At 72.0% G+C, this 26,161-nt stretch carries 24 protein-coding genes and 2 tRNA genes; 7 read left to right on the forward strand and 19 right to left on the reverse strand.

Translation table 11 applies throughout. The annotated features are described in order from the left end of the window. The first annotated feature begins 1 nt into the window (after nucleotide 1). Nucleotides 2–1,000: a metal ABC transporter permease gene (locus tag DQ237_RS14875; protein ID WP_113800923.1), complete on the forward strand. Its 999-nt coding sequence runs from the start codon at nucleotides 2–4 to the stop codon at nucleotides 998–1,000. After that, on the forward strand, nucleotides 997–1,419 hold the full coding sequence (locus DQ237_RS14880; RefSeq protein ID WP_113800924.1) for a Fur family transcriptional regulator: 423 nt from the start codon (nucleotides 997–999) through the stop codon (nucleotides 1,417–1,419). The genes DQ237_RS14875 and DQ237_RS14880 overlap by 4 nt, the downstream gene beginning before the upstream one ends. A gap of 4 nt (nucleotides 1,420–1,423) precedes the next feature. On the opposite strand, the gene def is transcribed toward DQ237_RS14880, so the two are convergent. The 8 genes from def to DQ237_RS14920 all read right to left on the reverse strand — a co-directional run bounded on the left by def (nucleotide 1,424) and on the right by DQ237_RS14920 (nucleotide 11,643). Further along, on the reverse strand, nucleotides 1,424–1,906 hold the full coding sequence (def, locus tag DQ237_RS14885; protein WP_113800925.1) for a peptide deformylase: 483 nt from the start codon (nucleotides 1,904–1,906) through the stop codon (nucleotides 1,424–1,426). Nucleotides 1,907–1,936: 30 nt separating this feature from the next. Next, nucleotides 1,937–3,052 (reverse strand): glutamate 5-kinase, encoded by a 1,116-nt coding sequence (proB, locus tag DQ237_RS14890; RefSeq protein WP_113800926.1) that lies wholly within the window; start codon nucleotides 3,050–3,052, stop codon nucleotides 1,937–1,939. Beyond that, nucleotides 3,049–4,623, reverse strand: coding sequence for a GTPase ObgE (gene obgE / locus DQ237_RS14895; RefSeq protein ID WP_113800927.1), 1,575 nt, complete (start codon nucleotides 4,621–4,623; stop codon nucleotides 3,049–3,051). Before obgE ends, proB begins: the two co-directional genes overlap by 4 nt. Before the next feature lie 75 nt (nucleotides 4,624–4,698). Continuing rightward, nucleotides 4,699–4,956, reverse strand: coding sequence for a 50S ribosomal protein L27 (gene rpmA, locus DQ237_RS14900; protein WP_113800928.1), 258 nt, complete (start codon nucleotides 4,954–4,956; stop codon nucleotides 4,699–4,701). A 7-nt stretch (nucleotides 4,957–4,963) separates the two neighbouring features. After that, nucleotides 4,964–5,275: a 50S ribosomal protein L21 gene (gene rplU / locus DQ237_RS14905; protein ID WP_113800929.1), complete on the reverse strand. Its 312-nt coding sequence runs from the start codon at nucleotides 5,273–5,275 to the stop codon at nucleotides 4,964–4,966. Between the two features lie 207 nt (nucleotides 5,276–5,482). After that, complete coding sequence (locus DQ237_RS20530; RefSeq protein ID WP_304557958.1) at nucleotides 5,483–8,599, reverse strand: ribonuclease E/G; 3,117 nt, start codon at nucleotides 8,597–8,599, stop codon at nucleotides 5,483–5,485. A 339-nt stretch (nucleotides 8,600–8,938) separates the two neighbouring features. Next, nucleotides 8,939–9,700, reverse strand: coding sequence for a TIGR03936 family radical SAM-associated protein (locus tag DQ237_RS14915; RefSeq protein WP_113800930.1), 762 nt, complete (start codon nucleotides 9,698–9,700; stop codon nucleotides 8,939–8,941). Next, nucleotides 9,700–11,643 (reverse strand): TIGR03960 family B12-binding radical SAM protein, encoded by a 1,944-nt coding sequence (locus DQ237_RS14920; protein WP_113801008.1) that lies wholly within the window; start codon nucleotides 11,641–11,643, stop codon nucleotides 9,700–9,702. Before DQ237_RS14920 ends, DQ237_RS14915 begins: the two co-directional genes overlap by 1 nt. A 99-nt stretch (nucleotides 11,644–11,742) precedes the next feature. On the opposite strand from DQ237_RS14920, the gene DQ237_RS14925 reads away from it, so the two are divergent. After that, entirely contained in the window at nucleotides 11,743–11,973 is a 231-nt protein-coding gene (locus DQ237_RS14925) for a hypothetical protein (RefSeq protein WP_113800931.1), read from the forward strand. Nucleotides 11,974–11,992: 19 nt separating this feature from the next. Here the strand turns inward: DQ237_RS14925 and ndk are convergent, their stop codons facing one another. Genes ndk through DQ237_RS14940 form a run of 3 tightly spaced genes read right to left on the reverse strand, consistent with a single transcriptional unit; the run spans nucleotide 11,993 to nucleotide 14,186 of the window. Continuing rightward, a complete protein-coding gene (ndk, locus tag DQ237_RS14930) occupies nucleotides 11,993–12,403 on the reverse strand; it encodes a nucleoside-diphosphate kinase (protein WP_113800932.1) in 411 nt (136 codons plus the stop codon). An 11-nt stretch (nucleotides 12,404–12,414) separates the two neighbouring features. Further along, nucleotides 12,415–12,822, reverse strand: a complete 408-nt coding sequence (locus tag DQ237_RS14935; RefSeq protein ID WP_113800933.1) for a DUF4233 domain-containing protein — start codon at nucleotides 12,820–12,822, stop codon at nucleotides 12,415–12,417. Then, complete coding sequence (locus DQ237_RS14940; protein ID WP_113800934.1) at nucleotides 12,819–14,186, reverse strand: folylpolyglutamate synthase/dihydrofolate synthase family protein; 1,368 nt, start codon at nucleotides 14,184–14,186, stop codon at nucleotides 12,819–12,821. Before DQ237_RS14940 ends, DQ237_RS14935 begins: the two co-directional genes overlap by 4 nt. Before the next feature lie 42 nt (nucleotides 14,187–14,228). Here DQ237_RS14940 and valS point away from each other — a divergent pair, with 42 nt between their 5' ends. Beyond that, on the forward strand, nucleotides 14,229–16,811 hold the full coding sequence (valS, locus tag DQ237_RS14945; protein ID WP_113800935.1) for a valine--tRNA ligase: 2,583 nt from the start codon (nucleotides 14,229–14,231) through the stop codon (nucleotides 16,809–16,811). Between the two features lie 64 nt (nucleotides 16,812–16,875). Here the strand turns inward: valS and DQ237_RS14950 are convergent, their stop codons facing one another. Then, nucleotides 16,876–17,403 (reverse strand): DUF1697 domain-containing protein, encoded by a 528-nt coding sequence (locus DQ237_RS14950; protein ID WP_113800936.1) that lies wholly within the window; start codon nucleotides 17,401–17,403, stop codon nucleotides 16,876–16,878. A gap of 179 nt (nucleotides 17,404–17,582) precedes the next feature. Here DQ237_RS14950 and DQ237_RS19790 point away from each other — a divergent pair, with 179 nt between their 5' ends. Then, a complete protein-coding gene (locus tag DQ237_RS19790) occupies nucleotides 17,583–18,038 on the forward strand; it encodes a hypothetical protein (protein WP_166509630.1) in 456 nt (151 codons plus the stop codon). A gap of 38 nt (nucleotides 18,039–18,076) precedes the next feature. Then, nucleotides 18,077–18,505 carry an endonuclease domain-containing protein gene (locus DQ237_RS19795; RefSeq protein ID WP_166509631.1) on the forward strand — a complete coding sequence of 143 codons (429 nt, stop codon included), beginning with the start codon at nucleotides 18,077–18,079 and terminating at the stop codon, nucleotides 18,503–18,505. Between the two features lie 114 nt (nucleotides 18,506–18,619). Here DQ237_RS19795 and clpX read toward each other — a convergent pair whose 3' ends face one another. The 5 genes from clpX to DQ237_RS14980 form a co-directional block, all read right to left on the reverse strand. Continuing rightward, nucleotides 18,620–19,891: an ATP-dependent Clp protease ATP-binding subunit ClpX gene (gene clpX / locus DQ237_RS14960; RefSeq protein ID WP_113800938.1), complete on the reverse strand. Its 1,272-nt coding sequence runs from the start codon at nucleotides 19,889–19,891 to the stop codon at nucleotides 18,620–18,622. 299 nt (nucleotides 19,892–20,190) lie between these two features. After that, complete coding sequence (locus tag DQ237_RS14965; RefSeq protein ID WP_113800939.1) at nucleotides 20,191–20,820, reverse strand: ATP-dependent Clp protease proteolytic subunit; 630 nt, start codon at nucleotides 20,818–20,820, stop codon at nucleotides 20,191–20,193. A gap of 20 nt (nucleotides 20,821–20,840) precedes the next feature. Continuing rightward, entirely contained in the window at nucleotides 20,841–21,479 is a 639-nt protein-coding gene (locus tag DQ237_RS14970; RefSeq protein ID WP_369832222.1) for an ATP-dependent Clp protease proteolytic subunit, read from the reverse strand. Nucleotides 21,480–21,729: 250 nt separating this feature from the next. Then, nucleotides 21,730–23,157: a trigger factor gene (gene tig / locus DQ237_RS14975; protein WP_113800940.1), complete on the reverse strand. Its 1,428-nt coding sequence runs from the start codon at nucleotides 23,155–23,157 to the stop codon at nucleotides 21,730–21,732. Between the two features lie 131 nt (nucleotides 23,158–23,288). Further along, nucleotides 23,289–23,362 (reverse strand) — tRNA-Pro (locus DQ237_RS14980). A 107-nt stretch (nucleotides 23,363–23,469) separates the two neighbouring features. On the opposite strand from DQ237_RS14980, the gene DQ237_RS14985 reads away from it, so the two are divergent. Further along, nucleotides 23,470–23,543 (forward strand) — tRNA-Gly (locus tag DQ237_RS14985). A 255-nt stretch (nucleotides 23,544–23,798) separates the two neighbouring features. Here the strand turns inward: DQ237_RS14985 and DQ237_RS14990 are convergent. Then, nucleotides 23,799–24,794, reverse strand: a complete 996-nt coding sequence (locus DQ237_RS14990) for a PIN domain-containing protein (protein ID WP_113800941.1) — start codon at nucleotides 24,792–24,794, stop codon at nucleotides 23,799–23,801. A gap of 498 nt (nucleotides 24,795–25,292) precedes the next feature. Beyond that, a complete protein-coding gene (locus DQ237_RS14995; protein WP_205730234.1) occupies nucleotides 25,293–26,027 on the reverse strand; it encodes a GAF and ANTAR domain-containing protein in 735 nt (244 codons plus the stop codon). Between the last annotated feature and the right edge of the window lie 134 nt (nucleotides 26,028–26,161).

The raw sequence follows: 26,161 nt of genomic DNA on the forward strand, positions 1-26,161 counted from the left end.
CGTGGAGGTCCTCCAGTACGGCTTCATGCAGCGGGCGCTGTTCGCCTCGCTGCTGGTCGGGCTCGTCGCGCCGGCGGTCGGCATCTTCCTGGTGCAGCGCCGACTCTCCCTGCTCGGCGACGGGTTGGGGCACATCGCCCTGACCGGCGTCGCGATCGGCGTGCTGACCTCCACCGCTCCGGTGGGCGCGGCCTTGGTCGCCGCCGTCCTGGGCGCGGTGCTCATCGAGCTGGTCCGCGCGCGCGGCCGCACCAGCGGCGACGTCGCGCTCGCGGTGCTCTTCTACGGCGGCATCGCCGGGGGCGTCGTGCTGCTCAGCCTCGCCCCGCGCGGCCAGGCCACCAACCTCGAGGCCTACCTGTTCGGCGCGATCACCACGACCAGCGGCAGCGACCTCGCCGTCTTCTCGGTCATCGCGCTCACGGTGGTGGTCGTCGTGGGCCTCCTGGGCCAGCGGCTGTACGCGGTGAGCGACGACGAGGAGTACGCCCGCGCGGTGGGCCTGCCGGTCCTGGCGCTGAACGTCGTCCTGGCCGCGCTCGTCGCCTCGACCGTGGTGCTGTCCATGCGCGTCGTCGGCCTGCTGCTGATCAGCGCGCTGATGATCGTGCCGAGCGCGGTCGCCCAGCTGGTGGCCCGCAGCTTCCGGCAGGCCCTCTACCTCGCCTGCGCCATCGGCCTGGTCGTCAGCGTCGCCGGGACGACGACGTCGTACTACACGGGCACCCCCTCCGGCGGCACCATCGTGCTGCTCGCGATCGCCCTGTTCCTGGTCGTCGCCGCGGCCGTGGCGCTGCGGGAGGCCACCTCCCGCCGTCGCCACCACCGCCGGGGTGACGTGCACGGCGCCCACCCGCACGAGCACGGCGAGGGCTGCGGGCACCGGCCGGTGCCGCACGGGGACCACGTCGACTACGACCACGACGGGCACCTGCACGCGCCGCACCTGACCACCAGCGGGGTGCACTACGACGAGCACGGCACGGAGGTCCCCCGATGACCGCGTCCGGGCCGGCCGAGGGGACCTCCCGCCGGCCCAGCCGCCAGCGCAGCGCCGTCCTCGCCCTGCTCGAGGAGCTCGGCGGGTTCCGCAGCGCCCAGGACCTGCACGGCCTGCTGCGCGGGCGGGGCGACACCGTCGGACTGGCGACGGTGTACCGCGCCCTGCAGGCCCTGGTGGACGACGGTCTGGTCGACGTGCTGCGCAGCCCCGACGGCGAGGCCGCCTACCGTCGCTGCTCCCCCAGCCACCACCACCACCTGGTCTGCCGCTCCTGCGGCCGGACCGAGGAGGTCGCCGACCCTCCGGTCGAGCGGTGGGCGGCGCGCATCGCCGACGAGCACGGCTTCGTCGACGTGCAGCACGACCTCGAGGTGTTCGGCACCTGCGCCGACTGCGCGGCCGCCGCGCGGAGCTGAGCCCTCAGCGGTCGCGCAACGCCCGCAGTGCGGTCTTGCGGGCCTCGCCGGTCAGCCGGTCGAGGAAGAGCTTGCCGTCGAGGTGGTCGACCTCGTGCTGGAGGCAGCGGGCCATCAGGCCGCTGCCCTCGACACGCACGGGTTCACCCTTCAGGTCCACGCCCTCCACGACGGCGTGCATCGCCCGCACGGTCGGCGCCCAGATGCCGGGCACCGAGAGGCAGCCCTCGTCGCCGTCCTGGGTCTCCTCCGACAGCTCCACGATCCGCGGGTTCACCACGTGCCCGATGACGCCGTCGATGTTGTACGAGAACGCGCGCAGGCCGACCCCGATCTGGTTGGCCGCCAGCCCGGCCCGGCCGGGATGGTCGACGGTCTCCAGCAGGTCGCGGACGAGCGCGGCCAGGTCGCGGTCGAACGAGCGCACCTCGTCGCAGGGTGTGCGCAGGACCGGGTCACCGACTTCGCGGATGGGGCGGATCGTCACCCGGGCAGTCTCTCAGCCGCCGGCCGAGCCTCAGCGCAGGCGTCCGACCAGCACCATCTCGTCGCGGTGCACGACCTCGCGCCGGTGCTCCGGGGGGAGGTCGCCGGTCTTGCGGCCCAGCAGCGCCGGCATCTCGCGGGCGTCGTAGGCGACCAGCCCGCGGGCGACCACGGCGCCGTCGGGACCGACCAGCTCGACCGGGTCGTCGGCGAGGAACTCCCCCGAGAGCCCGGTGATGCCGGCAGCCAGCAGCGAGGCGTGCCGCTCGCGGACGGCGGTGACGGCACCGGCGTCGAGGAGCAGCCGACCGCGCGGGCGGCTGGCGTAGCGCAGCCAGAACTGGCGGGCGCTGGGCCGCTTGCCCATCGGGGCGAACATCGTGCCCACCTGGTCACCGGCCAGTGCGCCGGCAGCCCGCGGCGTGGAGGTGACGACGACGGGCACGCCGGCGTGCGCCGCGATGAACGCCGCCTCCACCTTGGTGGCCATCCCCCCGGTGCCGACACCGTTGCGGGTCGCCGAGCCGAGCGTGACAGCGGCCAGGTCGGCCGGCTCCCGCACGGTGTCGACCAGCTGCGCCGGGCCGGTGCGCGGATCACCGTCGTAGACGCCGTCCACGTCGGAGAGCAGCACCAGCGCCTCGGCGCGCGAGACGTGCGCGACGAGGGCGGCGAGCCGGTCGTTGTCCCCGAACCGGATCTCGTCGGTGGCCACCGTGTCGTTCTCGTTGACGATCGGCAGCACCCCCAGGTCCAGCAGCCGCTCGACGGTCTGGCGGGCGTTGCGGTAGTGGTTGCGCCGGGTCAGGTCGTCGGCGGTCAGCAGCACCTGGCCCACGGTGATCCCGTGCCGGTCGAACGCGTCGGCGTAGGTCTGCACCAGGCGCAGCTGCCCGACGCTGGCCGCGGCCTGCGCGGTGGCCAGGTCCCGCGGCCGCCCCTCGAGCCCGAGCGGGGAGAGCCCCGCGGCGATCGCGCCGGAGGACACCAGGACCACCTGCCGGCCCGACGCCCGGACGGCGGCGAGGACGTCGACCAGTGCGATGAGCCGGTCGGCGTCCAGCCCGCCGGGCAGGGTCGTCAGCGAGGAGGACCCCACCTTGACCACGACCCGGTCGGCGCCGGCGATCTCCGGACGCGCGGTCACCGCTCGCCGTCCGCCAGGACGTCCTCGGTGTCGTCGACCGGGTCGTCCTCGACCTCGTCCTCGTCGGCCAGACCTTCGAGGCCCTCGAGGTCCTCGTCGGTCCAGCCCTCCTCGGACATCTCGAACGGCGTCCGGCGGGCCCGCTTGGCGGCCAACCGCTCGGCGGCACCGATGCGGCGGTTGTCCTCGAGCCGGTTGTCGGTCCCACGACCGCCCAGCCCGGCCGACTCCTCGGCGGTGAGGGTGCCCGCCGGCAGCGTCGGCGACCAGTCGAAGGTGACCCCGCCGATGGTGACGGCGTCGCCCTCCTGCGCACCGGCCTTCGCCAGCTCCTCCTCCACGCCGAGCCGGTTGAGCCGGTCGGCGAGGAAGCCGACGGCCTCGTCGTTGGTGAAGTCGGTCTGGCGCACCCATCGCTCGGGCTTGACGCCGCAGACCACGTACCCGCCCGGGTAGTCGGCGTCGGGCTCGACGGTGAAACCGCTGTCGTCGACGGCGCGCGGGGTGAGCGTGATGCGGACCGGCTCGGGCGCGGGCAGCGACGCGCGGTGCTCCTCGACGGCGGCCGCGAGGGCGTAGCCGAATGCGCTCAGCCCCTCTCCCGTCACGGCGCTCACCGGGAAGACGGCCAGCCCGCGGGCCTCCAGCGCCCCGCGGACCAGGTCCACCAGCTCGCGGCCGTCGGGCACGTCGATCTTGTTGAGGACGGCGATGCGCAGCCGCCCCACGAGGTCGAGCTCGTCGCCGCCGGTCGCGTCACTCGAGTACATGGCCAGCTCGTGCTCGAGGGCCTCGATGTCGGTCTCCGGGTCGCGGCCGGGCTCCATCGTGGCCATGTCGACCACGTGCACCAGGACGGCGCAGCGCTCGACGTGCCGGAGGAACTGCAGGCCGAGGCCCTTGCCGGTGGACGCCCCCGGGATCAGGCCGGGGACGTCGGCCATCGTGTAGACGGTGTCGCCGGAGCGGATCACGCCGAGGTTGGGCACCAGCGTGGTGAACGGGTAGTCGGCGATCTTGGGCCGCGCGGCGGACATGGCCGCGATCAGCGAGGACTTGCCGGCCGAGGGGAAGCCGACGAGACCGACGTCGGCGACGCTCTTGAGCTCGATGACCGCGTCGAACGCCTCCCCCGGCTCGCCGAGCAGGGCGAAGCCCGGCGCCTTGCGGCGGGCGTTGGCCAGCGCGGCGTTGCCGAGGCCACCCTTGCCGCCGTGCGCCAGCACGACGCGGGTGCCGACGCCCATCAGGTCGGCGATGACCCGCCCGTCGGAGGTGCTGACGACCGTGCCCTCGGGCACGTGCAGCACCTTGTCCTCGCCGCGGGCGCCGTGCCGGTTGCTGCCGGCGCCCGGGCGCCCGTTCGCGGCCTTCTGGTGCGGCCGGTGGTGGAAGTCCAGCAGGGTGTGCACGTTGGGCGACACCTCGAGGACGACGTCGCCGCCGTCCCCTCCGTTGCCCCCGTCGGGCCCACCGAGGGGCTTGTACTTCTCGCGGTGCACCGAGGCCACGCCGTGCCCACCGTTACCGGCGGCGACGTGGATGGTGACGCGGTCGACGAACGCGGCCATGTGTCAGCTACTCCTGAAACGCCACGAGCGCACGGGCCTCGGCCCGTGCGCTCGCGAAGCGGATCGTGGGAGTGCTCAGGCCTCGACCGCGGAGATGGAGACCGTCTTGCGTCCCCGCCGCGTACCGAAGGTCACGGCGCCGGCAGCGAGCGCGAACAGCGTGTCGTCGCTGCCACGGCCGACGCCCAGGCCCGGGTGGAAGTGGGTGCCGCGCTGGCGGACGATGATCTCGCCGGCCTTCACGACCTGGCCACCGAAGCGCTTGACGCCGAGGCGCTGAGCGTTCGAGTCGCGGCCGTTGCGGGAGGACGAAGCGCCCTTCTTGTGTGCCATGTCGTCGTCAGCCCTTCGAGATGTCGCGGACCACGACGCTGGTCAGGGGCTGACGGTGCCCCTGCCGCTTGTGGTAGCCGGTCTTGTTCTTGAACTTGTGGATGTGGATCTTCGGGCCCTTGCCGTGCTCGACGATCTCACCGGTCACGGTCACCTTGGCCAGGGTCGCCGCGTCGCTGGTGACGGTGTCACCGTCGACCAGCAGGATGGCCGGGAGGGCGACCGTGTCGCCCGCCGCACCGGCCAGACGGTTGATCGTGAACGTGTCGCCCACGGCCACCTTGTGCTGGCTGCCGCCGGCCTTCACCACTGCGTACACCACTGACTCCTCGTTCGCTTCTACGTCAAGCTCTGTGTCCGGCGCGCACGACCGGAGCTGGCGCCGGGTGCTTGGACGGGCCGCTCACGCCGTCCCGGCGGCACCCGGAGGCGCCTGCGCGGTGGCGCAGCAACCCGACCAGCGTACCCGAGCGGCCCGCGGCCGGTCGACACGCCCTGGTTGTGGTCCTGCTGACCCGGGCCGGGCCTACTGCGGCGGACCCGCGGGCCGGCTGGCAGCCCTCCGACGACGCGGACGGGTGGCCGCGGCGGGGGCCTGGGCGTCGGTCTCCCCCGCTGCCGCCTCGGCACCGCTGTCGGTGGCGTGCGCCACCCCGTCCGGGGTCACGTCCGCCGTGGTCGTCGCCGGGGTGATCGGCACCGCGTCCTGCTCCGGCACCTCCACCGCCCCGACCTCGCCGGCCGGCAGCACGTCGGTCTCCGCGGGGAGCGCCGCGGGGAGTTCCGCCTCGGGCGCGACGTCCTCCACGGTCTCCGCCGACCCGTCGGCGGCCGGCTCGGCCGGCACGCCGTCCTCGGGCCGGGTGCCGGCGAGCACGGCGGCGTCCTCGGCCGCACGGTCCTCCCCGGACTGCCCGCGGTTGCGGCGGCCACGGTTGCGGCGGCCACCACTGCGCGGCGTGCCCTCGGCGGAGTCGGTGTCGACCGCCGCGTCGGCGGCCGGTGCCCCGTCCTGGTCCGCGGGGGTGTCCGCGGGCTCTTCGGTGGCGGAGTCCTTCGCCTGCTGATCCCTGGGCTGGTCCTTCGGCTGGTCCTTGCCCGCGCCACCGCCACGGTTGCGGCCGCCGCCGGAGTCCTTCGACTGGTCCTTGCCGCCGCCGCCGCCGTTGCCCCCACCGTTGCCGCGGCGCTTCTCGTCCACCGGGTCGGTGCTGACGATGATGCCCCGGCCGCGGCAGTGGTCGCACGGCTCGGAGAAGACCTCGAGCAGGCCCTGGCCGACCCGCTTCCGGGTCATCTGGACCAGGCCCAGCGAGGTCACCTCGGCGACCTGGTGCTTGGTGCGGTCCCGGCCCAGGCACTCGGTCAGCCGCCGCAGCACGAGGTCGCGGTTGCTCTCGAGCACCATGTCGATGAAGTCGATGACGATGATGCCGCCGATGTCGCGCAGCCGGAGCTGACGGACGATCTCCTCGGCCGCCTCCATGTTGTTGCGCGTGACGGTCTGCTCGAGGTTGCCGCCGGAGCCGGTGAACTTGCCGGTGTTGACGTCGACCACGGTCATGGCCTCGGTGCGGTCGATCACCAGCGAGCCACCCGAGGGCAGCCAGACCTTGCGGTCGAGCGCCTTGGCCAGCTGCTCGTCGATGCGCAGGTCGCGGAAGGCGTCGCCCTCACCGGTGTAGCGGCTGAGCCGCTCGGTGAGCTCGGGGCTGACGTGCGCGACGTATGCCTCGACGGTGTCCCAGGCGTCGTCGCCCTGGACCACGAGCTCCTTGAAGTCCTCGTTGAAGACGTCGCGGATCACGCGGATGGCCAGGTCGGGCTCGCCGTAGAGCAGGGTCGGGGCGTTGGAGGTCGACTCCGACCTCTGCTTGATGACCTCCCACTGCGCGGTCAGCCGGTTGACGTCGCGGGTGAGCTCCTCCTCGGAGGCACCCTCCGCGGCGGTCCGGATGATGACGCCGGCGTCCTCGGGGACGATCCGCTTGAGGATGTCCTTGAGCCGCTGGCGCTCGGTGTCGGGCAGCTTCCGGCTGATGCCGGTCATCGAGCCGCCGGGCACGTAGACCAGGAAGCGCCCCGGGAGGTTGATCTGCTGGGTCAGCCGGGCGCCCTTGTGCCCGATCGGGTCCTTGGTGACCTGGACCAGGATCTTGTCGCCGGACTTGAACGCGGTCTCGATCGAGCGCTGCTTGCCCGAGAGGCCGGCCGCGTCCCAGTTGACCTCACCGGCGTAGAGGACGGCGTTGCGACCCTTGCCGATGTCGACGAACGCCGCCTCCATGCTCGGCAGCACGTTCTGCACGCGGCCGAGGTACACGTTCCCGGCGAAGGACGTCGCCGACGCCTGGGTGACGTAGTGCTCGACGAGGATGTCGTCCTCGAGGACGGCGATCTGCGTCCGCTCGCCCCGCTGGCGGATGACCATCTTGCGGTCGACGGCCTCGCGGCGGGCCAGGAACTCGGCCTCGGTGAGGATCGGCTGGCGGCGGCGTCCGGTGTCCCGCCCGTCGCGCCGGCGCTGGCGCTTGGCCTCCAGGCGGGTGGAGCCGGTGATGCCGCGGACGTCGTCGTCGCTGGTGGCCCGACCGTTGCGGCCCGCGCGCTCCGGGCGGTCGTCGTCATCGCCGTCGTCGGAGGAGTCCTCGCCCGAGGAGCTCCCGCTGCGGCGACGACGCCGCCGGCGACGGCGGGTGCTCGACCCGGTCGAGCCCTCCTCGCCCTCGCCGTCGTCCTCGGAGTCGCCCGTGTCGTCGGCGCCGGTGTCGTCGTCCTCGTCGGAGCCGGCGTCGGTGGGGCGCTCGTCGGACTCGTCGTCGGAGTCCGCGGAGTCCTCGCCGCTGCGACCGCGGCCGCGACCCCGGCGTCCGCGGCGACGGCGGCGGCTGCCGGAGCTGCCCCCCTCCTCGCGGTCGTCGGTGGAGTCGCGGTCCTCGTCGTCGCTCTCGTCGTCGGCGTCGACCGCCTCGCTCTCGGCGAGGTCCTCGGCCGGGCGGCGGTTGCGCGAGCGGTTGCGTCGGGGGCGAGACGCCTCGTCGGCGATCTCGTCGGAGTCCTCGTGCTCGTCGGCGACGTCGTCCAGCAGGTCGGGATCCGGTGACTCCACGGGACGACGGCTCCGGCGCCGGGGCGCGGGAGGGGTGTCGGCCGGAGGTGCCACGAAGCTGACGAACGCCGGGGCGGCGGCCGCCGGCGCGGGCGGGGTCGCCGGCGGTGCGGCGTCGGGGTCGGGAGCGGCGGCCGGGCGGGTCGCACGCCGACGGGGGCGGGCGACGACGGCGGTCGGCTCGGGCGAGCTGAACTGCGCGCCGAACCGGGAGTGGACCGGCTCGTGGTCCTCCTCGGGCGCACCCTCGTCGGGGGTCGCGGGCATGCCGGTGGCCTCGGCCTCGGCTGGCTGCGGCGTGCCGGGCGCGACGTCCTCGGCCTCCGCGGTCTCCTCCGCCTCGGGCTCCTCGGCGGGCGCGCCCTCGTCCGGGGTCGCGGGAACGCCGGTGGCCTCGGCCTCGGCGGGCTGCGGGGTGTTCGGCGCGACCACCGTGCCCGGGTCGGTCACGTCGTCGTTCGTGTGGCCGGTGCCGTTCGTGTGGCCGGTGTCGTTCGAGTGGTCGGTGTCGTTCGTGTGGTCGGTGTCAGCCACGAGGGCTCTCGCCTCCTGTGTGGTGCTCCCGGGCGCCGATCGGTCTCGACTGGCGGCCGCGCAGGGGCACGGGTTGGGCGGGATGAGCCGTCGCACGGGGTACGGCGGGTGGCTCGTCCTGCAGAAGTCTGATGTCGGTTCCCGCGCGACGGTTGCCGCGGCGGGGACCGCAGTGCTGGTGGTGCGCGTCCCGGCGGACCGGGGCGGTGGTGCCGAGCGGGTGGTTCGAGTCTTCGGTGGTGCGGGGTCTGCGTCGACCGGACCGGCTGGCCCGGATCGGTGCGTCACGCCTGGCAGCCGTGGCGCTCGACGGCGCCCGGCCTCCGGGGACCCACCTGGTCAGATCGCCGCGTGCTCCCGGAGGGGGCGCGCCGCGCGGTCGGGACCGAGCGGATCGGCCACGGTCCCGGTGTCGTCGAGCCGGCCCTGCGCCACACGCACGGCCCGTGGGGGCGACGGCGGGCGCAGGTCGGCGACGGCAGCCAGGGCGGCCAACACGTCGTCAGGTCGTACAGCGGGCGTCACCTGCCGGACGACCATGTGCAGTATGGCACAGCCGGCCTCCTCGCCCACCTCCGCGCCGGCCACGGCGGCGCGGGCGTCGACGTCCTTGAGGCCGTTCTTGGTGCGCTTCGCGACGGTCACGATCTCGCTGGCGAGGAACTTCTCCACGGCCGGCTGCAGCTCGGCCAGGGGCACACCCGGCATCTCCAGCCGCCAGACCGAGGTGTCGATCCGGTCGGCGAGCGACCCGGTGCCCTCCTGGGCCTCCACGGCCTCCAGGACGGCGATGTCCTCGGGCAGCGCGGCGTCCAGAGCCGCCCGCACGGCCTCGGGGTCGCAGGCCACCGCGAGCCCGATCTCCACGTACTCCGCCTCGCTGGCCGACCCGGTCGGAGCGGCACCCAGGTAGGAGATCTTCGGGTGCGGGCTGAACCCGGCCGAGAACGCCATCGGCACCTGGGCGCGGCGCAGTGCCCGCTCCAGGGCGCGGGCCAGGTCGCGGTGGGAGGCGAAGCGCAGCCGCCCCCGCTTGGCGTAGCGGATGCGGAGCTTCTGGACCGTCGGCGGCGGGGGCGGCCCGTCGGGCTGTCGGGCCATCAGACGACCGTCAGCGGCAGCAGGCTGCGCCCGGTGGGGCCGATCTGGATCTCGGTGCCCATGGTGGGGCAGACGCCGCAGTCGTAGCAGGGGGTCCACCGGCAGTCGGCGACCTCCTCCTCGGCGATGGCGTCCTGCCAGTCGTCCCAGAGCCACTCCTTTTCCAACCCGGAGTCCAGGTGGTCCCACGGCAGGATCTCGTGCTCGGTCCGCTCGCGGGTGGTGAACCAGTCGAGGTCGACACCGAAGACGGCGAGCTCCTCGGCGGCGGCCCGGGTCCAGCGGTCGAACGAGAAGTGCTCGCTCCAGCCGTCGAACCTCCCGCCCTCGCGCCAGACCCGCTCGATGACCCGGCCCACGCGGCGGTCGCCCCGGGAGAGCAGGCCTTCGATCACGCCGGGCTTGCCGTCGTGGTAGCGCAGGCCGATGGAGCGGCCGATCCGCCGGTCGGCGTTGATGGCCTGGCGGAGAACCCTCAACCGGTGGTCGATGGTCTCGGCACTGGCCTGCGCGGCCCACTGGAACGGGGTGTGCGGCTTGGGCACGAAGCCACCGATGGAGACGGTGCAGCGGATGTCCTTGCGACCGCTGGCCTCGCGGCCGGCCCGGATCACCTCGACGGCGAGGTCGGCGATCTCCAGCACGTCCTCGTCGGTCTCGGTGGGCAGACCGCACATGAAGTAGAGCTTCACCTGCGTCCAGCCGTTGGCGTAGGCCGTCGTCACCGTGCGGACGAGGTCCTCCTTGGACACCGTCTTGTTGATGACCCGGCGGATCCGCTCGCTGCCGCCCTCGGGGGCGAAGGTCAGGCCGCTGCGTCGCCCGTTGCGGGACAGCTCGTTGGCCAGCGTGATGTTGAAGGCGTCGACCCGGGTGCTGGGCAGGCTGAGGCCGGTGTTGGTGCCCTCGTAGCGGTCGGCCAGTTCCTTGGCGACCTGCCCGATCTCGGAGTGGTCGGCGCTGGAGAGCGACAGCAGCCCGACCTCCTCGTAGCCGGTCGCCTTCAGCCCCTGGTCGACCATCGAGCCGATGCCGGTGATCGTCCGCTCGCGCACCGGGCGGGTGATCATCCCGGCCTGGCAGAAGCGGCAGCCGCGGGTGCAGCCGCGGAAGATCTCCACGCTCATCCGCTCGTGCACGCTCTCGGCCAGCGGCACCAGCGGCGTCTTCGGGTACGGCCACTCGTCGAGGTCCATGACGGTGCGCTTGCCGACGCGTTCGGGCACGTCGTCCCGGGTGCGGGTGACCGCGGCGATGGTGCCGTCCGGACCGTAGGAGACGGCGTAGAAGCGCGGCACGTAGACGCCGTCGATCCGCGCCAGCCGGGCGAGCAGCTCCTCGCGGCCGCCGGGGCGCCCCTGCGCCTTCCACGCCTTGACGACGTCGGTGATGTCCCCGACCGCCTGCTCGCCGTCACCCAGCACGGCGCAGTCGACGAAGTCGGCGACCGGCTCGGGGTTGAAGGCGGCGTGGCCGCCGGCGACGACGACCGGGTGGCTCTCGTCGCGGTCGACCACGTGCAGCGGGATGCCGGCGAGGTCCAGCGCCTCGAGCAGGTTGGTGTAACCCAGCTCGGTGGCGAAGCTGACGCCGAGCAGGTCGAAGTCCCGGACGGCGCGGTGGCCGTCGACGGTGAACTGGCCGACTCCGTGCTCGCGCATCAGGGCGGCGAGGTCCGGCCAGACGGCGTAGGTGCGCTCGGCCAGGGCGTCGGGGCGCTCGTTGAGCACCTCGTAGAGGATCATCAGGCCCTGGTTGGGCAGCCCGACCTCGTAGGCGTCGGGGTACATCAGCGCCCAGTGGACGTCGACGGTCTCCCACGGCTTCAGCTGGGCGTTGAGTTCACCGCCCACGTACTGGATGGGCTTCTGGACCTGGGCCAGCAGCGGCTCGAGTCGCGGGTACAGCGACTCGCCGGCAGCGGTGCGGAGCTCTGCAGTCATGACCGGTCCAGGGTAGACGGCGTCCGGCGGCACCTCCGTCCCTCGTTCCCGAACTCCCGGCGCGGCGTGCCCCAGCGTGCGGGAGGCAGACTGGCGGTCGTGGACCAGGGCGAGGAGATGCCGGTGGAGCAGCGGACGTCCCGGGGCGGCGCGCTCGGGCTCGGCGGCGGCGTCCTGGCGGTGCTCTCGCTGCTGGGACTGGTGCTGATCGGCGTCTTCCTCGAGTCGACGCCGGGCGGGTCCGAGGGCACGTTGCTGCTGCTGTGCTGGGCCGGGCTCGTCGCCGGGATCGTGCTGGCCGCCGTCGCGGTCGTGCGCTCGACCCGCTGAGCGCACGACCGCGACCGGCTCAGCCGAGGTCGGGGAAGAACAGCCCGATCTCGCGCGCGGCCGACTCCGGGGAGTCCGAGCCGTGCACGATGTTGTTCTGCACCTCGAGGGCGAAGTCGCCGCGGATCGTGCCCGGGCCCGCCTTCACCGGGTCCGTCGCGCCGGCAAGGGCGCGGAAGGCCTCGATCGCCCGCGGGCCCTCGACCACCAGCGCCATCAGCGGGCCGCTGGTGATGAACTCGACGAGGTCGGCGAAGAACGGCCGCTCGCTGTGCTCGGCGTAGTGCGTCTGCGCGACATCGGCGGTCAGCGTGCGCAGCTCGGCGGCGACCAGGCGCAGGCCCTTGCGCTCCAGGCGGGTGATCACCTCGCCGACGAGGCCACGGGCGACGCCGTCGGGCTTGACCAGGACGAGAGTGCGTTCAGTCACGGGGCCGCAGCCTACGGGGTGGCCGCGCCCTCTCCGTCGGCGTCACTCGTGCGGGCCCCCTCCACCGCGCCGAAGCGGCTGCCGACCAGCTCCTTGCGGACCTGCAGCAGGTACAGCCAGATCAGCACGAAGGCACCGGCGACGAACCACATCACGCTGTTGATCAGCCCGGTGAGCAGCAGCGGGACCTGCAGCGCGGTGCCGATCGCGAGTCCGCGCTCCCGTCGCTGGACCCCGCTCGCCAGGATCAGGACCAGGGAGAGCACCAGCAGCAGCGTCAGCCGGACCCCCCCGAGCCCCTCCTCCGTCTGCGCGATGCCCCGCGGCACGAACAGCACGGCCAGCCCCTCCAGCACCAGCACGGCGGCGGCCGCGCCACGCAGCGCCTTGGCCGCGCGCAGCGGGTCGGGTGCGATCACGCGCCGCCGCCCGCGAACAGGGTGCGCGCCTCGCCGGCGGTGACGACGCTGCCGGTGACGAGCACACCCGAGCCGCCGAGCGCGTCGTCGGGGCCGGCCTCCGCCAGCTCGATCGCCTCGGTCACCGCCTCGCGCAGCACCGGCTGCACGCTCACCCGGTCGGCACCGAACACCTCGACCGCCAGCGTCGCCAGCTCGTCGGCCGGGATCGCCCGCGGCGAGGTGTTCTGCGTGACGACGAGCTCCGCGCAGACGTCCTCCAGTGCGGCGAGCATGCCGGCGACGTCCTTGCCGTGCACCGCCCCGACGACGCCGACGAGCCGGGTGAAGTCGAAGGACTCGCGCAAGGCCTCCACCGTCGCCGTCATGCCGGCGGGGTTGTGGGCGGCGTCGATCAGCACGGTCGGGCTGGTGCGCACCTTCTCCAGCCGGCCGGGCGAGCGCACGCCGGCGAAGGCGGCGCGGACGGTCTCCTGCTCGATGGGACCGGTCGCCGCGCCCGCGCCGAGGAACGCCTCGACCGCGGCCAGCGCCGTCGCCGCGTTCTGCGCCTGGTGCCGGCCGAACAGGGGCAGGAACACCTCGTCGTACTCACCGCCGAGGCCCTGCAGCCGCACCTGCTGGCCGCCGACGGCGACCTTGCGCTCCAGCACGCCGAACTCGGTGCCCTCGCGGGCCACCACGGCCTCGACCTCGACCGCGCGGCGGACCAGCGCGTCCAGTGCGCCGGGCTGCTGGTGGGCGAGCACGGCGATCGAGTCGGCCTTGATGATCCCGGCCTTCTCCCCCGCGATCGTCGGCACGTCCGGCCCCAGGTACTCGGCGTGGTCCATGTCCACCGGGGTGACGACGGCGACCCGGGCGTCGGCGACGTTCGTCGCGTCCCACCGGCCGCCCATGCCGACCTCGATGACGGCGACGTCCACCGGGGCGTCGGCGAACAACGCGTAGGCCATCCCCACCATGACCTCGAAGAAGGACATCGGGATCTCACCGGCGGCGTCGACCATCTGCACGTAGGGCTCGATGTCGCGGTAGGTCTCGACGAAGCGCTCGGCGCTGACCGGCTCGCCGTCGAGCACGATCCGCTCGCGCATCGACTGCAGGTGGGGGCTGGTGAAGCGGCCGACCCGCAGCCCGAAGCCGCGCAGCAGCTCGTCGATCATCCGTGCCGTCGTCGTCTTGCCGTTGGTGCCCGCCACCTGGATGACCGGCATCGCCCGGTGCGGCGACCCGAGCAGGTCCACCAGGGCGTTGATGCGGGTGAGCGAGGGCTCCAGCCGGCTCTCCGGCCACCTCGCCAGGAGCTCGTCCTCCACCCGGGCCATGTCCCGGGAACTGTCACCGGTGCTGCCGTTGCTCATCCCGTCCAGGATGCCAGCCGGTCGGTTCCTAGACTGAGCCACATGGCTGCCGACCCCGCGACCCCGGACACCGCTGCCCAGGGAGCGACCGTCGAGGTACCCGAGAAGCCGACGCTCGACGGCCTCGAGGAGAAGTGGATCGCCCGCTGGGCCGAGCAGGACACCTACGGCTTCGACCGCGAGGCCGCGCTGCGGGCCCCGCGCGAGCAGATCTGGTCGATCGACACTCCCCCGCCGACGGCCAGCGGCTCGCTGCACGTCGGGCACGTGTTCAGCTACACGCACACCGACATCGTTGCCCGGTACCAGCGGATGCGCGGCAAGCACGTCTACTACCCGATGGGCTGGGACGACAACGGGCTGCCGACCGAGCGCCGGGTGCAGAACTACTACGGCGTGCGCTGCGACCCCGCGCTCCCCTACGACCCCTCGTTCGTGCCCCCGGAGAAGCCGGGCAAGGACCAGGTCCCGATCTCCCGGCCCAACTTCGTCGAGCTGTGCATGGCGCTCACCGCCGAGGACGAGGCGGAGTTCGAGAAGCTGTGGCGCCGCGTGGGCCTGTCGGTGAACTGGTCCGACGTCTACCGGACGATCTCCGAGACCTCCCGCGCCACCGCCCAGCGGATGTTCCTGCACAACCTGGCCCGCGGTGAGGCCTACGCCCAGGAGGCCCCGACCCTCTGGGACGTCACCTTCCGCACCGCCGTCGCCCAGGCCGAGCTGGAGGACCGCGAGCGCCCCGGCGCCTACCACCGGATCTCCTTCCAATCCGCTTCCGGCCCGGTCCACATCGAGACCACCCGTCCCGAGCTGCTCCCGGCCTGCGTCGCCCTGGTGGCCCACCCCGACGACGAGCGCTACCAGCCGCTGTTCGGGAAGACCGTGACCACGCCGCTGTTCGGCGTCGAGGTCCCGGTCGTGGCCCACCGCCTCGCCGAGCCGGACAAGGGCTCGGGCATCGCGATGATCTGCACCTTCGGCGACCTGAACGACGTCACCTGGTGGCGCGAGCTGCAGCTGCCCACGCGCCCGATCGTGGGCTGGGACGGCCGCATCCTGGCCGAGCCGCCGGCCGGCGTCCCGGCCTCCCCGTACGACGAGCTGGCCGGCAAGACCGTGTTCAGCGCCCAGCAGCGGATCGTGGAGCTGCTCCGGGAGTCCGGTGACCTGCAGGGCGACCCCAAGCCGATCACCCACCCGGTGAAGTTCTTCGAGAAGGGTGAGCGCCCGCTGGAGATCGTCACCACGCGGCAGTGGTACATCCGCAACGGCGGCCGGGACGCGTCGCTGCGGGAGGCGCTCATCGCCCGCGGCCGGGAGATCCAGTGGGTGCCCGAGCACATGCGGCACCGCTACGACAACTGGGTCGAGGGCCTCAACGGCGACTGGCTGATCAGCCGGCAGCGGTTCTTCGGCGTCCCGTTCCCGGTCTGGTACCGGCTGGACGAGTCGGGTGAGCCGATCCACGACGAGCCGATTCTGGCCGACGAGGCGTCGCTTCCGGTCGACCCGTCCTCCGACGTCCCGCCCGGGTTCGACGAGTCGCAGCGCGGCGTGCCGGGCGGCTTCATGGCCGACCCCGACATCATGGACACCTGGGCGACCTCGTCGCTGTCGCCGCAGGTCTCCTCCGGCTGGGACACCGACCCGGAGCTGTTCGCCAAGGTCTTCCCGATGGACCAGCGACCGCAGGCGCACGACATCATCCGCACCTGGCTGTTCTCCACCGTCGTGCGCTCGCACTTCGAGCACGGCGCCGTGCCCTGGTCGAACGCCACGATCTCCGGCTTCGTCGTCGACCCCGACCGCAAGAAGATGTCGAAGTCGAAGGGCAACGCGACGACGCCGATCGACGTCCTGGAGCGCTACGGCACCGATGCGGTGCGCTGGCGCGCGGCCGGTGCCCGCCCGGGCGCGGACTCGCCGTTCGACGAGGCGCAGATGAAGGTCGGCCGCCGGCTGGCCATGAAGATCCTCAACGTCGGCAAGTTCGTGCTGGGGCTCGGCGCCTCCGCCGCGCTCACGGCCGACGACGTGACCGAGCCGATCGACCGCGCGCTGCTCGCGGGGCTGGCCGCGGTCGTCGAGGAGGCGACCGCTGCGCTGGAGGCGTTCAACTACACGCGGGCGCTCGAGGTCGCCGAGACCTTCTTCTGGTCCTTCTGCGACGACTACGTCGAGCTGGTGAAGACCCGCGCGTACGGCGACGGGGCGTCGGCGACCTCGGCGCAGGCCGCCCTGGCGGTGGCGCTGGACGTGCAGCTGCGGCTGTTCGCCCCGGTGCTGCCGTTCGTGACCGACGAGGTGTGGTCGTGGTGGCAGACCGGCTCGGTGCACCGCGCGCCGTGGCCGGCCGCCGCGGACCTGCCGGCCGACGGCGACCCGGCGATCATCCCCGCCGTGGCCGCCGCGCTCGCCGGGGTGCGCAAGGCGAAGTCCGACGCCAAGCAGTCGATGCGCGCCGAGGTGGAGACCGCCACGGTCACGGCGCCGGCCGACCAGGTGCCGTTCGTCGAGGCGGCTCGGGTGGACCTGGCCAACGCCGGGCGGATCGCCTCGCTGGTCATCGAGCCCGGTGAGGGCGACCTGCGGGTCGACGTCGTCCTGGCCGAGGTGGCCGAGTAACCGCTGGGCCTCGTGCGGCGAGGGCGCGTTCCCGGGCCGGGGACGCGCCCTCGCCGCAGAGTGCTCAGCGGCTGAGCTCGACCAGCTTGGTGACGGTGTTCCAGTTCCGGTTCGTGCCGGCCTGGCCGAGGATCCGGTCCCACTTCCACGTGCCCATGGGGCTGTTGATCAGGCCGTCGGGGAGCCACAGGTAGAGCTCGCGGCCGCGCAGCACGTACTCGCCGCCCTCGGCCTCCGGAGCCGCCGCCACCCGCTCGGGGTCCAGCGGCTCCGGGAAGAAGGTCACCGAGTACCGGCTCGGGTCGGTGACGAGGTGGCCCAGCGGGTCGGCAGCCGCGACGTCGGCCAGCTCGCCGGCGGTCCGCAGCACGACCGGGACGTCGAGGGAGAACTCCTCCTCGATCACCTTCGACAGCTGCCGCGCGAGCTCGGCCTCGGGGAGGTCGCTCTCGAGCAGGACGTTGCCGCTGGCCAGGTGGGTGCGGACCGACCCGTAGCCGCGCTCGCCCAGCACCTCGCGGAGGCGGGGCATCGCCACCCGGCGGGTGGGCCCCAGGTTGACGGCCCGCAGCAGGGCGACGTACGACGTCATCACGGCGGGAGGCTAGCCCGGTCCGCGCCGGCCGGCGCTGCGCGGTCGCGCCGAGCAATGCCCCTCCACCCGCCATTCGGCGCCGTCGGATGACCGGTAACGGGGCAACGCCTCCCCCCGCCGTCCACAGATTCGCCGCAGTCGCCGTCCCGGCGCCCGCGACGGCGCAGGCTGACCGGATGCACGACGTCCTGGAGCTGCTCGGCCCCACCCGGGTCGCTTCGACCGCCTTCCTCGCCGGGCGCGTCGCGCCACGCACCGTCACCCGATGGCTCGGCACCGGGCAGCTGGTGCGGTTGCACCCGGGCTGGGTGACCGTTCCGGCGTTCGCCGACGACTGGACCGTTCGCGCCCACGCGGCGACGTCGTACTGCGGTGGCCCGCTGAGCCACTGCAGCGCCCTCGCCGTCCACGGTCTCGTGGACGAGTTCACCCGGCTGGACGTCACCGTGTCGTCGGACTCCAGGATCCGGAGCTCGCGGTGGCTGCGCGTGCACCGGAGTGGTCGGCCGTTCGGCCTGACAGCTGCCCGCGGGCTCGTCGTCACCCCCTGGCGAGGTCCCTGGTCGACACCTGGGGGGACGCCCAGCCGGGAGCGCGGCGCGGCTACCCCGACCTCGCCCGCGGTGCCGTGATCCGGGCGGTGCGGGAACGGCGAGTCGCACCGGAGCACATGGCCGCCGAGCTGGGCCGCCGTCCCAACCTGCCGGGTCGCGCCGCGTTGCAGGAGCTGCTGCGCCTGGTCGCCGGCGGCAGCCACAGCGAGCTGGAGATCTTCGGCGTCCGACACGTCCTGTCGGTGCCGGGGTTGCCGGAGTGCCGGCGGCAGTACCGGATCGACCTCCCGGACGGTCCGGTGTTCCTCGATGCCGCCTGGCCGGACGTGCGCCTGGCGGTGGAGCTGGACGGGGCTGCGTTCCACCGCTCGGCTCCGGCCCGGGAGCGCGATCTGCGGCGCGACGCCGCACTCGCGGCACTCGGATGGCAGACCCTGCGCTTCAGCTTCCGGCGGGCCACGACGGAGGCGCCGGCCTGCCGTGCCCAGATCGCCCGGACGTACCGCAGCCGCCAGGGCGTTGCCCCGTGGCCGGACATTCGATGACGTCGAATGTCCGGTGCTGGGGCATGGCTCCCGTCAGCCCCGCGGGCGGGCCCCGGGAAACGCAGCGAGCCCGCCCCCGGGTCGGGGACGGGCTCGCAGGCGTTCAGCGGTCGGTCAGGCCGACTTCTCGCGGGGGGCGCGGGTGGGCTTGCGCGGCACGATCGTCGGGTTGACGTGCTCGAGCACGACCTCCTTGGTGATCACCACGGAGGCGACGTCCTCCCGGCTGGGGATGTCGTACATGACCGACTGGAGGACCTCCTCCATGATCGCGCGGAGCCCGCGGGCGCCGGTACCACGGAGGATCGCCTGGTCGGCGACGGCCTCGAGCGCGTCGTCGGTGAAGTCGAGCTCCACGCCGTCGAGCGCGAAGAGCTTCCGGTACTGGCGCACCAGGGCGTTCTTCGGCTCGGTCAGGATGTTGATCAGCGCCTGGCGGTCGAGCTTCTTGACGCTGGTGATCACGGGCAGACGGCCGATGAACTCGGGGATCATGCCGAACTTCAGCAGGTCCTCGGGCATGACCTCGGCGAAGGAGTTGGCCTCCTCGATCTCGGCCTTGCCACGGATCTCACCGGCGAAGCCGATGCCCTGCTTGCCGGCACGCGCCTCGATGACCTGCTCCAGGCCGGCGAAGGCACCGCCCACGATGAACAGGACGTTCGTCGTGTCGATCTGGATGAACTCCTGGTGCGGGTGCTTGCGCCCGCCCTGCGGGGGCACCGACGCCGTCGTCCCCTCGAGGATCTTCAGCAGCGCCTGCTGCACGCCCTCACCCGAGACGTCGCGGGTGATCGACGGGTTCTCGCTCTTGCGGGCGATCTTGTCGACCTCGTCGATGTAGATGATGCCGGTCTCGGCGCGCTTCACGTCGTAGTCGGCGGCCTGGATCAGCTTCAGCAGGATGTTCTCGACGTCCTCACCGACGTAGCCGGCCTCGGTCAGCGCCGTGGCGTCGGCGATCGCGAAGGGGACGTTCAGCATCCGGGCGAGGGTCTGCGCCAGGTGCGTCTTGCCGCAGCCGGTCGGGCCGATCAGCAGGATGTTGGACTTGGCCAGCTCGACCGAGTCCTCGCGGGATCCGGCGTTGCCCGCCTGGATCCGCTTGTAGTGGTTGTAGACCGCGACCGAGAGCGTCCGCTTGGCCTTGTCCTGGCCGATGACGTACTGGTCGAGGAAGTCGTGGATCTCCTTGGGCTTCGGCAGCTCGTCGAACTTCAGGTCCGAGGACTCCGAGAGCTCTTCCTCGATGATCTCGTTGCAGAGATCGATGCACTCGTCGCAGATGTAGACCCCGGGGCCCGCGATGAGCTTCTTGACCTGCTTCTGGCTCTTCCCGCAGAACGAGCACTTGAGCAGGTCACCGCTCTCACCGATTCGTGCCACCTGCTGACCTCCACCTCGACAGTCGCCGGTCCTGGTGTCAGGTACCCGCGGGTTTGACCGTGCTGCTCGTGCTCCTGTGCCCCTGCTCGACCTCGCTGACAGGCTGCCCCGCGAGGCTCTCCTCCCGGTTGTGCTGTCCGGGGATCGGGCGTTCGCCGAACGTACCTGCCGCCGCCGACGGCCCCGGGCAATGACTCACCCGGGTTCGTCCCGGCCGTCCCACTTCTGTCTCGCAGCCCTCAGACCACCGACGGTACGGGCCGAACACGCGCCACGCGCGCCCCCGGCCCGTACCGGCATCACGGGGTCGGGAGGGCGTTGAGCTTGCGGCTCTGGATCACCTGGTCGACGATCCCGTACTCCTTGGCCTCGGGGGCCGTGAGGATCTTGTCGCGGTCGATGTCCTTGCGGACCTGCTCGACCGAACGGCCCGTGTGCCGGGCGAGGATCTCCTCCATCTGGGTGCGCACCCGCTCGATCTCGGCGGCGTGGATCTCCAGGTCCGAGACCTGTCCACCGGCCTCGCCCGAGGGCTGGTGGATCAGCACGCGGGAGTAGGGCAGCGCGAGGCGCTTGCCCGGCGTCCCGGCCGCGAGCAGGACGGCGGCGGCCGAGGCGGCCTGGCCCATGCAGACGGTCTGGATGTCCGGACGGACGAACATCATCGTGTCGTAGATGGCCATCAGCGAGGTGAAGGAGCCACCGGGCGAGTTGATGTAGATCGTGATGTCACGGTCCGGGTCGTTCGACTCGAGCGTGATGAGCTGCGCCATCACGTCGTTCGCCGACGCGTCGTCGATCTGCACCCCGAGGAAGATGATGCGCTCCTCGAAGAGCTTGTTGTACGGGTTGGACTCCTTCATGCCGTAGCTCGTCCGCTCCACGAAGGAGGGGAGGACGTAGCGGCTGGAGGGCATCTGGAAGCTCATCTGTGTCTGTCCTCAGGCGCTCAGTTGTCGGAGACCGGGTTGGCGCTGTCGGTCATGGTGGCGCGGCTGACGACGTGGTCGACGAAGCCGTACTCCAGGGCCTCCTGCGCGGTGAACCAGCGGTCGCGGTCGGAGTCCTGCTCGATCTGCTCCACGCTCTGCCCCGTGTGGAAGGACTGCAGCTCGTTGAGCTCCTTCTTGGTGCGCCGGAAGAGGTCGGCCTGGATGGCGATGTCGGCCGCGGTGCCACCGACGCCGGCGGACGGCTGGTGCATCATGATCCGCGCGTGCGGCAGGGCGTAGCGCTTGCCCTTGGTGCCGGCGGTGAGCAGGAACTGGCCCATCGAGGCGGCCAGGCCCATCCCGTAGGTGGCGACGTCGCAGTCGATGAACTGCATCGTGTCGTAGATCGCCATGCCGGCGCTGACCGAGCCACCGGGCGAGTTGATGTAGAGGTGGATGTCCTGCTTGGGGTCCTCGGCGGAGAGCAGCAGCATCTGCGCGGCCAGCTGGTTGGCGATGACGTCGTCCACCTGGGTGCCCAGGAAGATGATCCGCTCGCGCAGCAGGCGCTCGTAGACCGAGTCGTTGAGGTTCATCCCCCCGGCGGCGCCACGCAGCATCGGCGCGCTCGCCAGGTTCGGGTCGGTAGTGCTCACGGGTGCGGTGACCTCCGTAGGACTCATCTGTTCAGTCGGTCTCGGTGGGTGGTGCGGGCTTCGAACGGCCCTCCGGGAGCGGTGCCCCCGGTGGTCGCCTGAGTCCTGTCGACCCTAACGCGGACCTCCGACGTCGCAGTCCCGATCAGGGCGGTGTTCGCCGTCGGCGCAGCGAAGCAGCCGGAAACGCGCGACGCCGCCCCTCCCCGAGCGGGGAAGGACGGCGTCGTCGGTGGAGCGGGGAGGCGGATCAGGCCTTGTCGACCGCCTCGGTGTCCTCGACGGCACCCTCGACCGCCTCGACGGCGGCGGCCTCGGCCGAGAGCTCGGCGTCCTCGTCGGACGTCGCCTGGACCGTCTTCGGGCGCAGGGCCTCGAGGTCGACCTTGTTGCCCGACGCGTCGGTGATCGTCGTCTGCTCGAGCAGCTGGGCCAGCGTCTTCGTCCGGCGCACGTCGGCGACGAACTCGGCGATGTTGTTGGACTGCTGCAGCTGCTGGGCGTACTGCTCCGGGCTCACCCGGTTGCGCTGGGCCTGCGCCATGATCTGCGCCGAGAGGTCGTCGTTGTCGACGGTGACCTCACGGGCGTCGGCGATCGCGTCGAGGATGAACTGGGTCTTGACCGCCTCCTCGACGTTCTTCTTCTGCTCGGCGTCGTAGGCCTCGCGGCTCTCCGCGCCGGTCATCTGGAGGAAGGCGTCCCAGTCCATCCCGGCCTGGCGCAGCTCCTGCTCGAAGGACCGGTTGCGCCACTCGATCTCGCGCTCGACCAGGTTCTCCGGCATCGGCACCTCGATGGTCTCGAGGAGGTGCTCGACCAGCTTGTCGCGGGCCTGCGCGCCCTGCTGGATCACCTTGGTGCGGGCCAGGCGGGTGCGGACGTCCTCGCGCAGCTCGGCGAGGGTGTCGAACTCGCTGGCGGTCTGGGCGAAGTCGTCGTCCAGCTCCGGCAGCTCCTTCTCCTTGACCGAGCGGACCGTGACGGTCACGTCGGCCATCTCGCCCGAGTTGGGGCCGGAGAGCAGCGCGGTCTGGAAGGTCTTCGACTCGTCGGCGGAGAGGCCGACGACGGCGTCGTCCAGGCCCTCCATGAGGTTGCCCGAGCCGACCTCGTAGGACATGCCCGTGGTCGAGCCGTCCTCCAGGACCTCGCCGCCCAGCTTCGCCTCGAGGTCGATGGAGACGAAGTCGCCCTGCTGGGCGGGGCGCTCGACGGCCTGCAGCATGCCGAAGCGCTCGCGCATGACGGTGACCTGCTGGTCGATCTCCTCGTCGGTGACCTCGACGTCGTCGACGGTCACGGCGAGCTCGTCCAGCGCCGGCAGGGTCAGCTGGGGGGCGACGTCGACCTCGGCGGTGAAGGCGAGGGACTCGTTGTCGTCCAGGCGGGTCACCTCGACCTCGGGCTGGCCGAGGACGCGCACCTGGTTCTCGCGGACGACCTCGGCGTAGAGCTCCGGGATGGCGTGCTGGACGACCTGCTCCAGGACGACGGGACGGCCGATGCGCTGGTCGAGGACGCGGTTGGGCACCTTGCCGGGGCGGAAGCCGGGGACGCGGACCTGCTTGCCCAGCTCCTTGTAAACCTCACCGAAGGCGTGGTCCAGGTCGCCCCATGCCACCTCGATCGCCATCTTGACCCGAGTCGGGCTCAGTTCCTCGATGGTGCTCTTCACAGCGGCAGTGCTCCTCGGTAAGACAGCGGATGGGGCGCCGGAGTGCTCCGACGGCGCCGGTCGACCCCCGAGTCTACGGACGTCGGGGGTTGGGGCGCCGGGGCGGGATGCGCCGCCCGCAGCGCCCACGGTCGGGGTGACAGGATTTGAACCTGCGGCCCCCCGCTCCCAAAGCGGGTGCGCTACCAAGCTGCGCTACACCCCGTAGCCCGGCTGAGTCTAGGCGCGTACCCCGGGCGCCCCGCCGCGCGCCCGGGCGAGGGTGGACTGCGGGGCCACGGGACGACAGCCGCTAGGCTGTCCGGGCACCTCGCGGGTGTAGCTCAATGGTAGAGCCCCAGCCTTCCAAGCTGGCCATGCCGGTTCGATCCCGGTCACCCGCTCCACGCCCTGACCGGCTCGTATGCCCGTCTGCGCAGCTCAGCGCGGCCTTAGCGCCGCTCACGTGCCTTTGCCGAGCTGACCCCTGTTGACCGCTGACCACCGGTTTTGGCCAGTGCTTAAGGCACGGAAAAGGCACGTCCTCGAGCGGGCCGAGCTACGAGCGCGTTGTCCTACGGCTCGCTGCACTGCCAGGTGAAACCGGCTCTTCTTACTTGAGGTGGCCGTCGGCTGGGGCGCCACGGCTCCGGGAATCGCCATCATGTGTCGAGGAAGTCCCATTCGCTGCCGAGGACCCAGCGCAGGGTCGAAAGCTTGCCGTTGAGCATCCCGAGCTCGAAATCCGTGTACGGGCCCAGCTGACCAGGCTCTGTGTTCAGCCCCTCAACACGCCGGCGCCCTGGCCCTGCAATCGCGAGTAGGCGCTCCAGCTCGGCGTCGTCCCCAGCGTCCTCGAGCCGGTACTCGTGCTGGAGGGAACGGTGGTACCAGATGCGGTCGAACAGCTCCCGTTCTGCCTCCACGATCTCGTCCAGCCGTCGGGGCTCCTCCTCGAAGTAGGTCTCCGCGAACAACTCCTCGATCTCGTCGCCGAAGTAGTCCAGGAGGACCTGATTGAGGCCGTCGACTCCCAGCCCGTACGTCGACCCCTCCGCTGCGAACAGACCGGCGAGGTCAGGATGCGGCTGCCGCATGTCTCCGGCGGGCAAGGAGAAGTCGTCGCTGTTGCTCGTGATAAATGCGTGCGGCTCGTGGTCCAGGTCGACGCCGCGGAGAGTCGTTTCGTAGAGCTCGATGAGCAAGGCGTCGGCGACACTATTGCGGGACCGGTGGAACGGCGCCTGCTTCGACAGCCCGCGCTCGACCACCCCGCGCTTCTCTTCGTCCCCTGGCTCGAGGCCACGGCCGGCTCGGAGCAGGTCGAGCACCTCGTCGAAGTTGCGGGTCGTCATGGCTCCGATGAGCGGCGCATGGCGGGCAAGGTCCGTGATGACCTTGAGCGCCTGCTCGTTGTCCGAGCCGCCGTAGTCGTCGAGGTCTTGCTTGATAAGCCTGAACCGCTGGGCGATGCTCGCTGTCATCGAAGTCTCAACCCGATCTCGGTTCCGCTCGAACTCGTCGATGACGAGTCGTGGGACGAGCAGCTCGACCCGCCCCTGGTGAACGAGTACTCGGAGCGCGACGATCCAGCGCTGCCCGTCGCGGCGCTTGCACAGGTCCAGCCAGGTGGAGGTGTCAACGAGCAGATGGAGCACGCCCCACCCTATGGCCTACCCCGGAGGCGACCTGGCCCAGTTGACCGAGGAACAGAAAGCTCAGCGAGCGGCCGCCCGGCGCCCACACTGCCAGGGCGGCTTGAGGGGGTCCGGGGGTGTTCACTGAAGTACATCCCCGCAGTTCAGGCGCACGCACGGTCAGAGGCGGACCCTTCCGAACACCCCTGAACGCACTCCTTTGGCCACCACGGTGGCACCAAGAGTGGTCGTGTCGGGGACGCGGTACCAGCCACTGAACACTGCATGCCTAAGCGCCGCTGCGTCAGGTGCCTGACACAGGCAACCTTCGCTCGGGTCGCTACGCCGAGAGCTCTCGACCGTCGGCACGACTTCTCTGTCGTCGTTCAGGCCGCCAGTACCGGCGGCCTGCGGGCGCTGCGCACTGTCGTCTCCGGGCTGCCGGCCCGACTTCCCCACGGGACGGACCGCGCTGTGCGCCCGCTGACCGGCCGCGTGTTTGGTGCGGCCGATCCGACGTCAGTCCTGGCCGCCGCGCTGGACCTCGTCGACCAGCTCTGCGGCGATGTCGCGCAGCTTGCGGTTGCTCAGCTGGGACTGCTTCGACAGGAGATCGAAGGCGGCGTCGGCGGACATGCCCGGGTGACGGGCCATGAGGATGCCCTTCGCCTGGTCGATGACCGCCCGGGATTCCAGGGCGCGCTGCAGGTTGGCCGCCAGGGTCGCGGTGCTGGCGTAGACGCCGGCGTTGGCCACGGCCACCGCCGCGTAGGAGGCGAACGCGGTGGCCAGTTCCTGCGTCGCCTCGTCGAACGGGACGTCGTCGGTGCCGTACAAGTTGAGCGCCCCGATGGTCTGGCGCTGCACGGGCAGACCGATCGACATCGTGTGCCGGACGCCTTTGCGAGCGGCGGCGCGGGCGAAGTCGGGATAACGGCGGCTGTGGGCGGTGTCGTCGATGGTGATGGTCGTGCCGGACGTCGCGGCGTCCATGCACGGCCCGAACCCGGCCTCGTACTGGCGGTCGAGCTGAGCGGCCAGCGGCCCGGTGAAGGCCGCGCTGGCCACCTCGCCGTCCTGCAGGAGGGTGACCGACACGTCGGCGGCCCCGGGGATGGTCTGCTTGGCCAGCTGGGCGACCCGTTCGAGGGTCGCCGACAGCGGCTGCTCACCGAGCATGATCTTGCTCAGTTCGGCGAAGGCGGCGCGGGGGTCGCGCGGCGGTTCGATGTCGCCCGGGTCAGGCGTGGACACGGCGGTCTCGGCTCTAGGACGGACTGCGGGATCGCACCTCGCGACAGTCCAAGATTGGCGTCACCGGTCGTCCACGAGCGGACGGGCGGGACGAGGAACCGGGGGCCGAGTTCGGCAGCGTCCGGGGTCCGGTC

Origin of the sequence: Blastococcus sp. TF02-8 (assembly GCF_003319175.1) — a bacterium.
Taxonomy (GTDB): domain Bacteria; phylum Actinomycetota; class Actinomycetes; order Mycobacteriales; family Geodermatophilaceae; genus Blastococcus.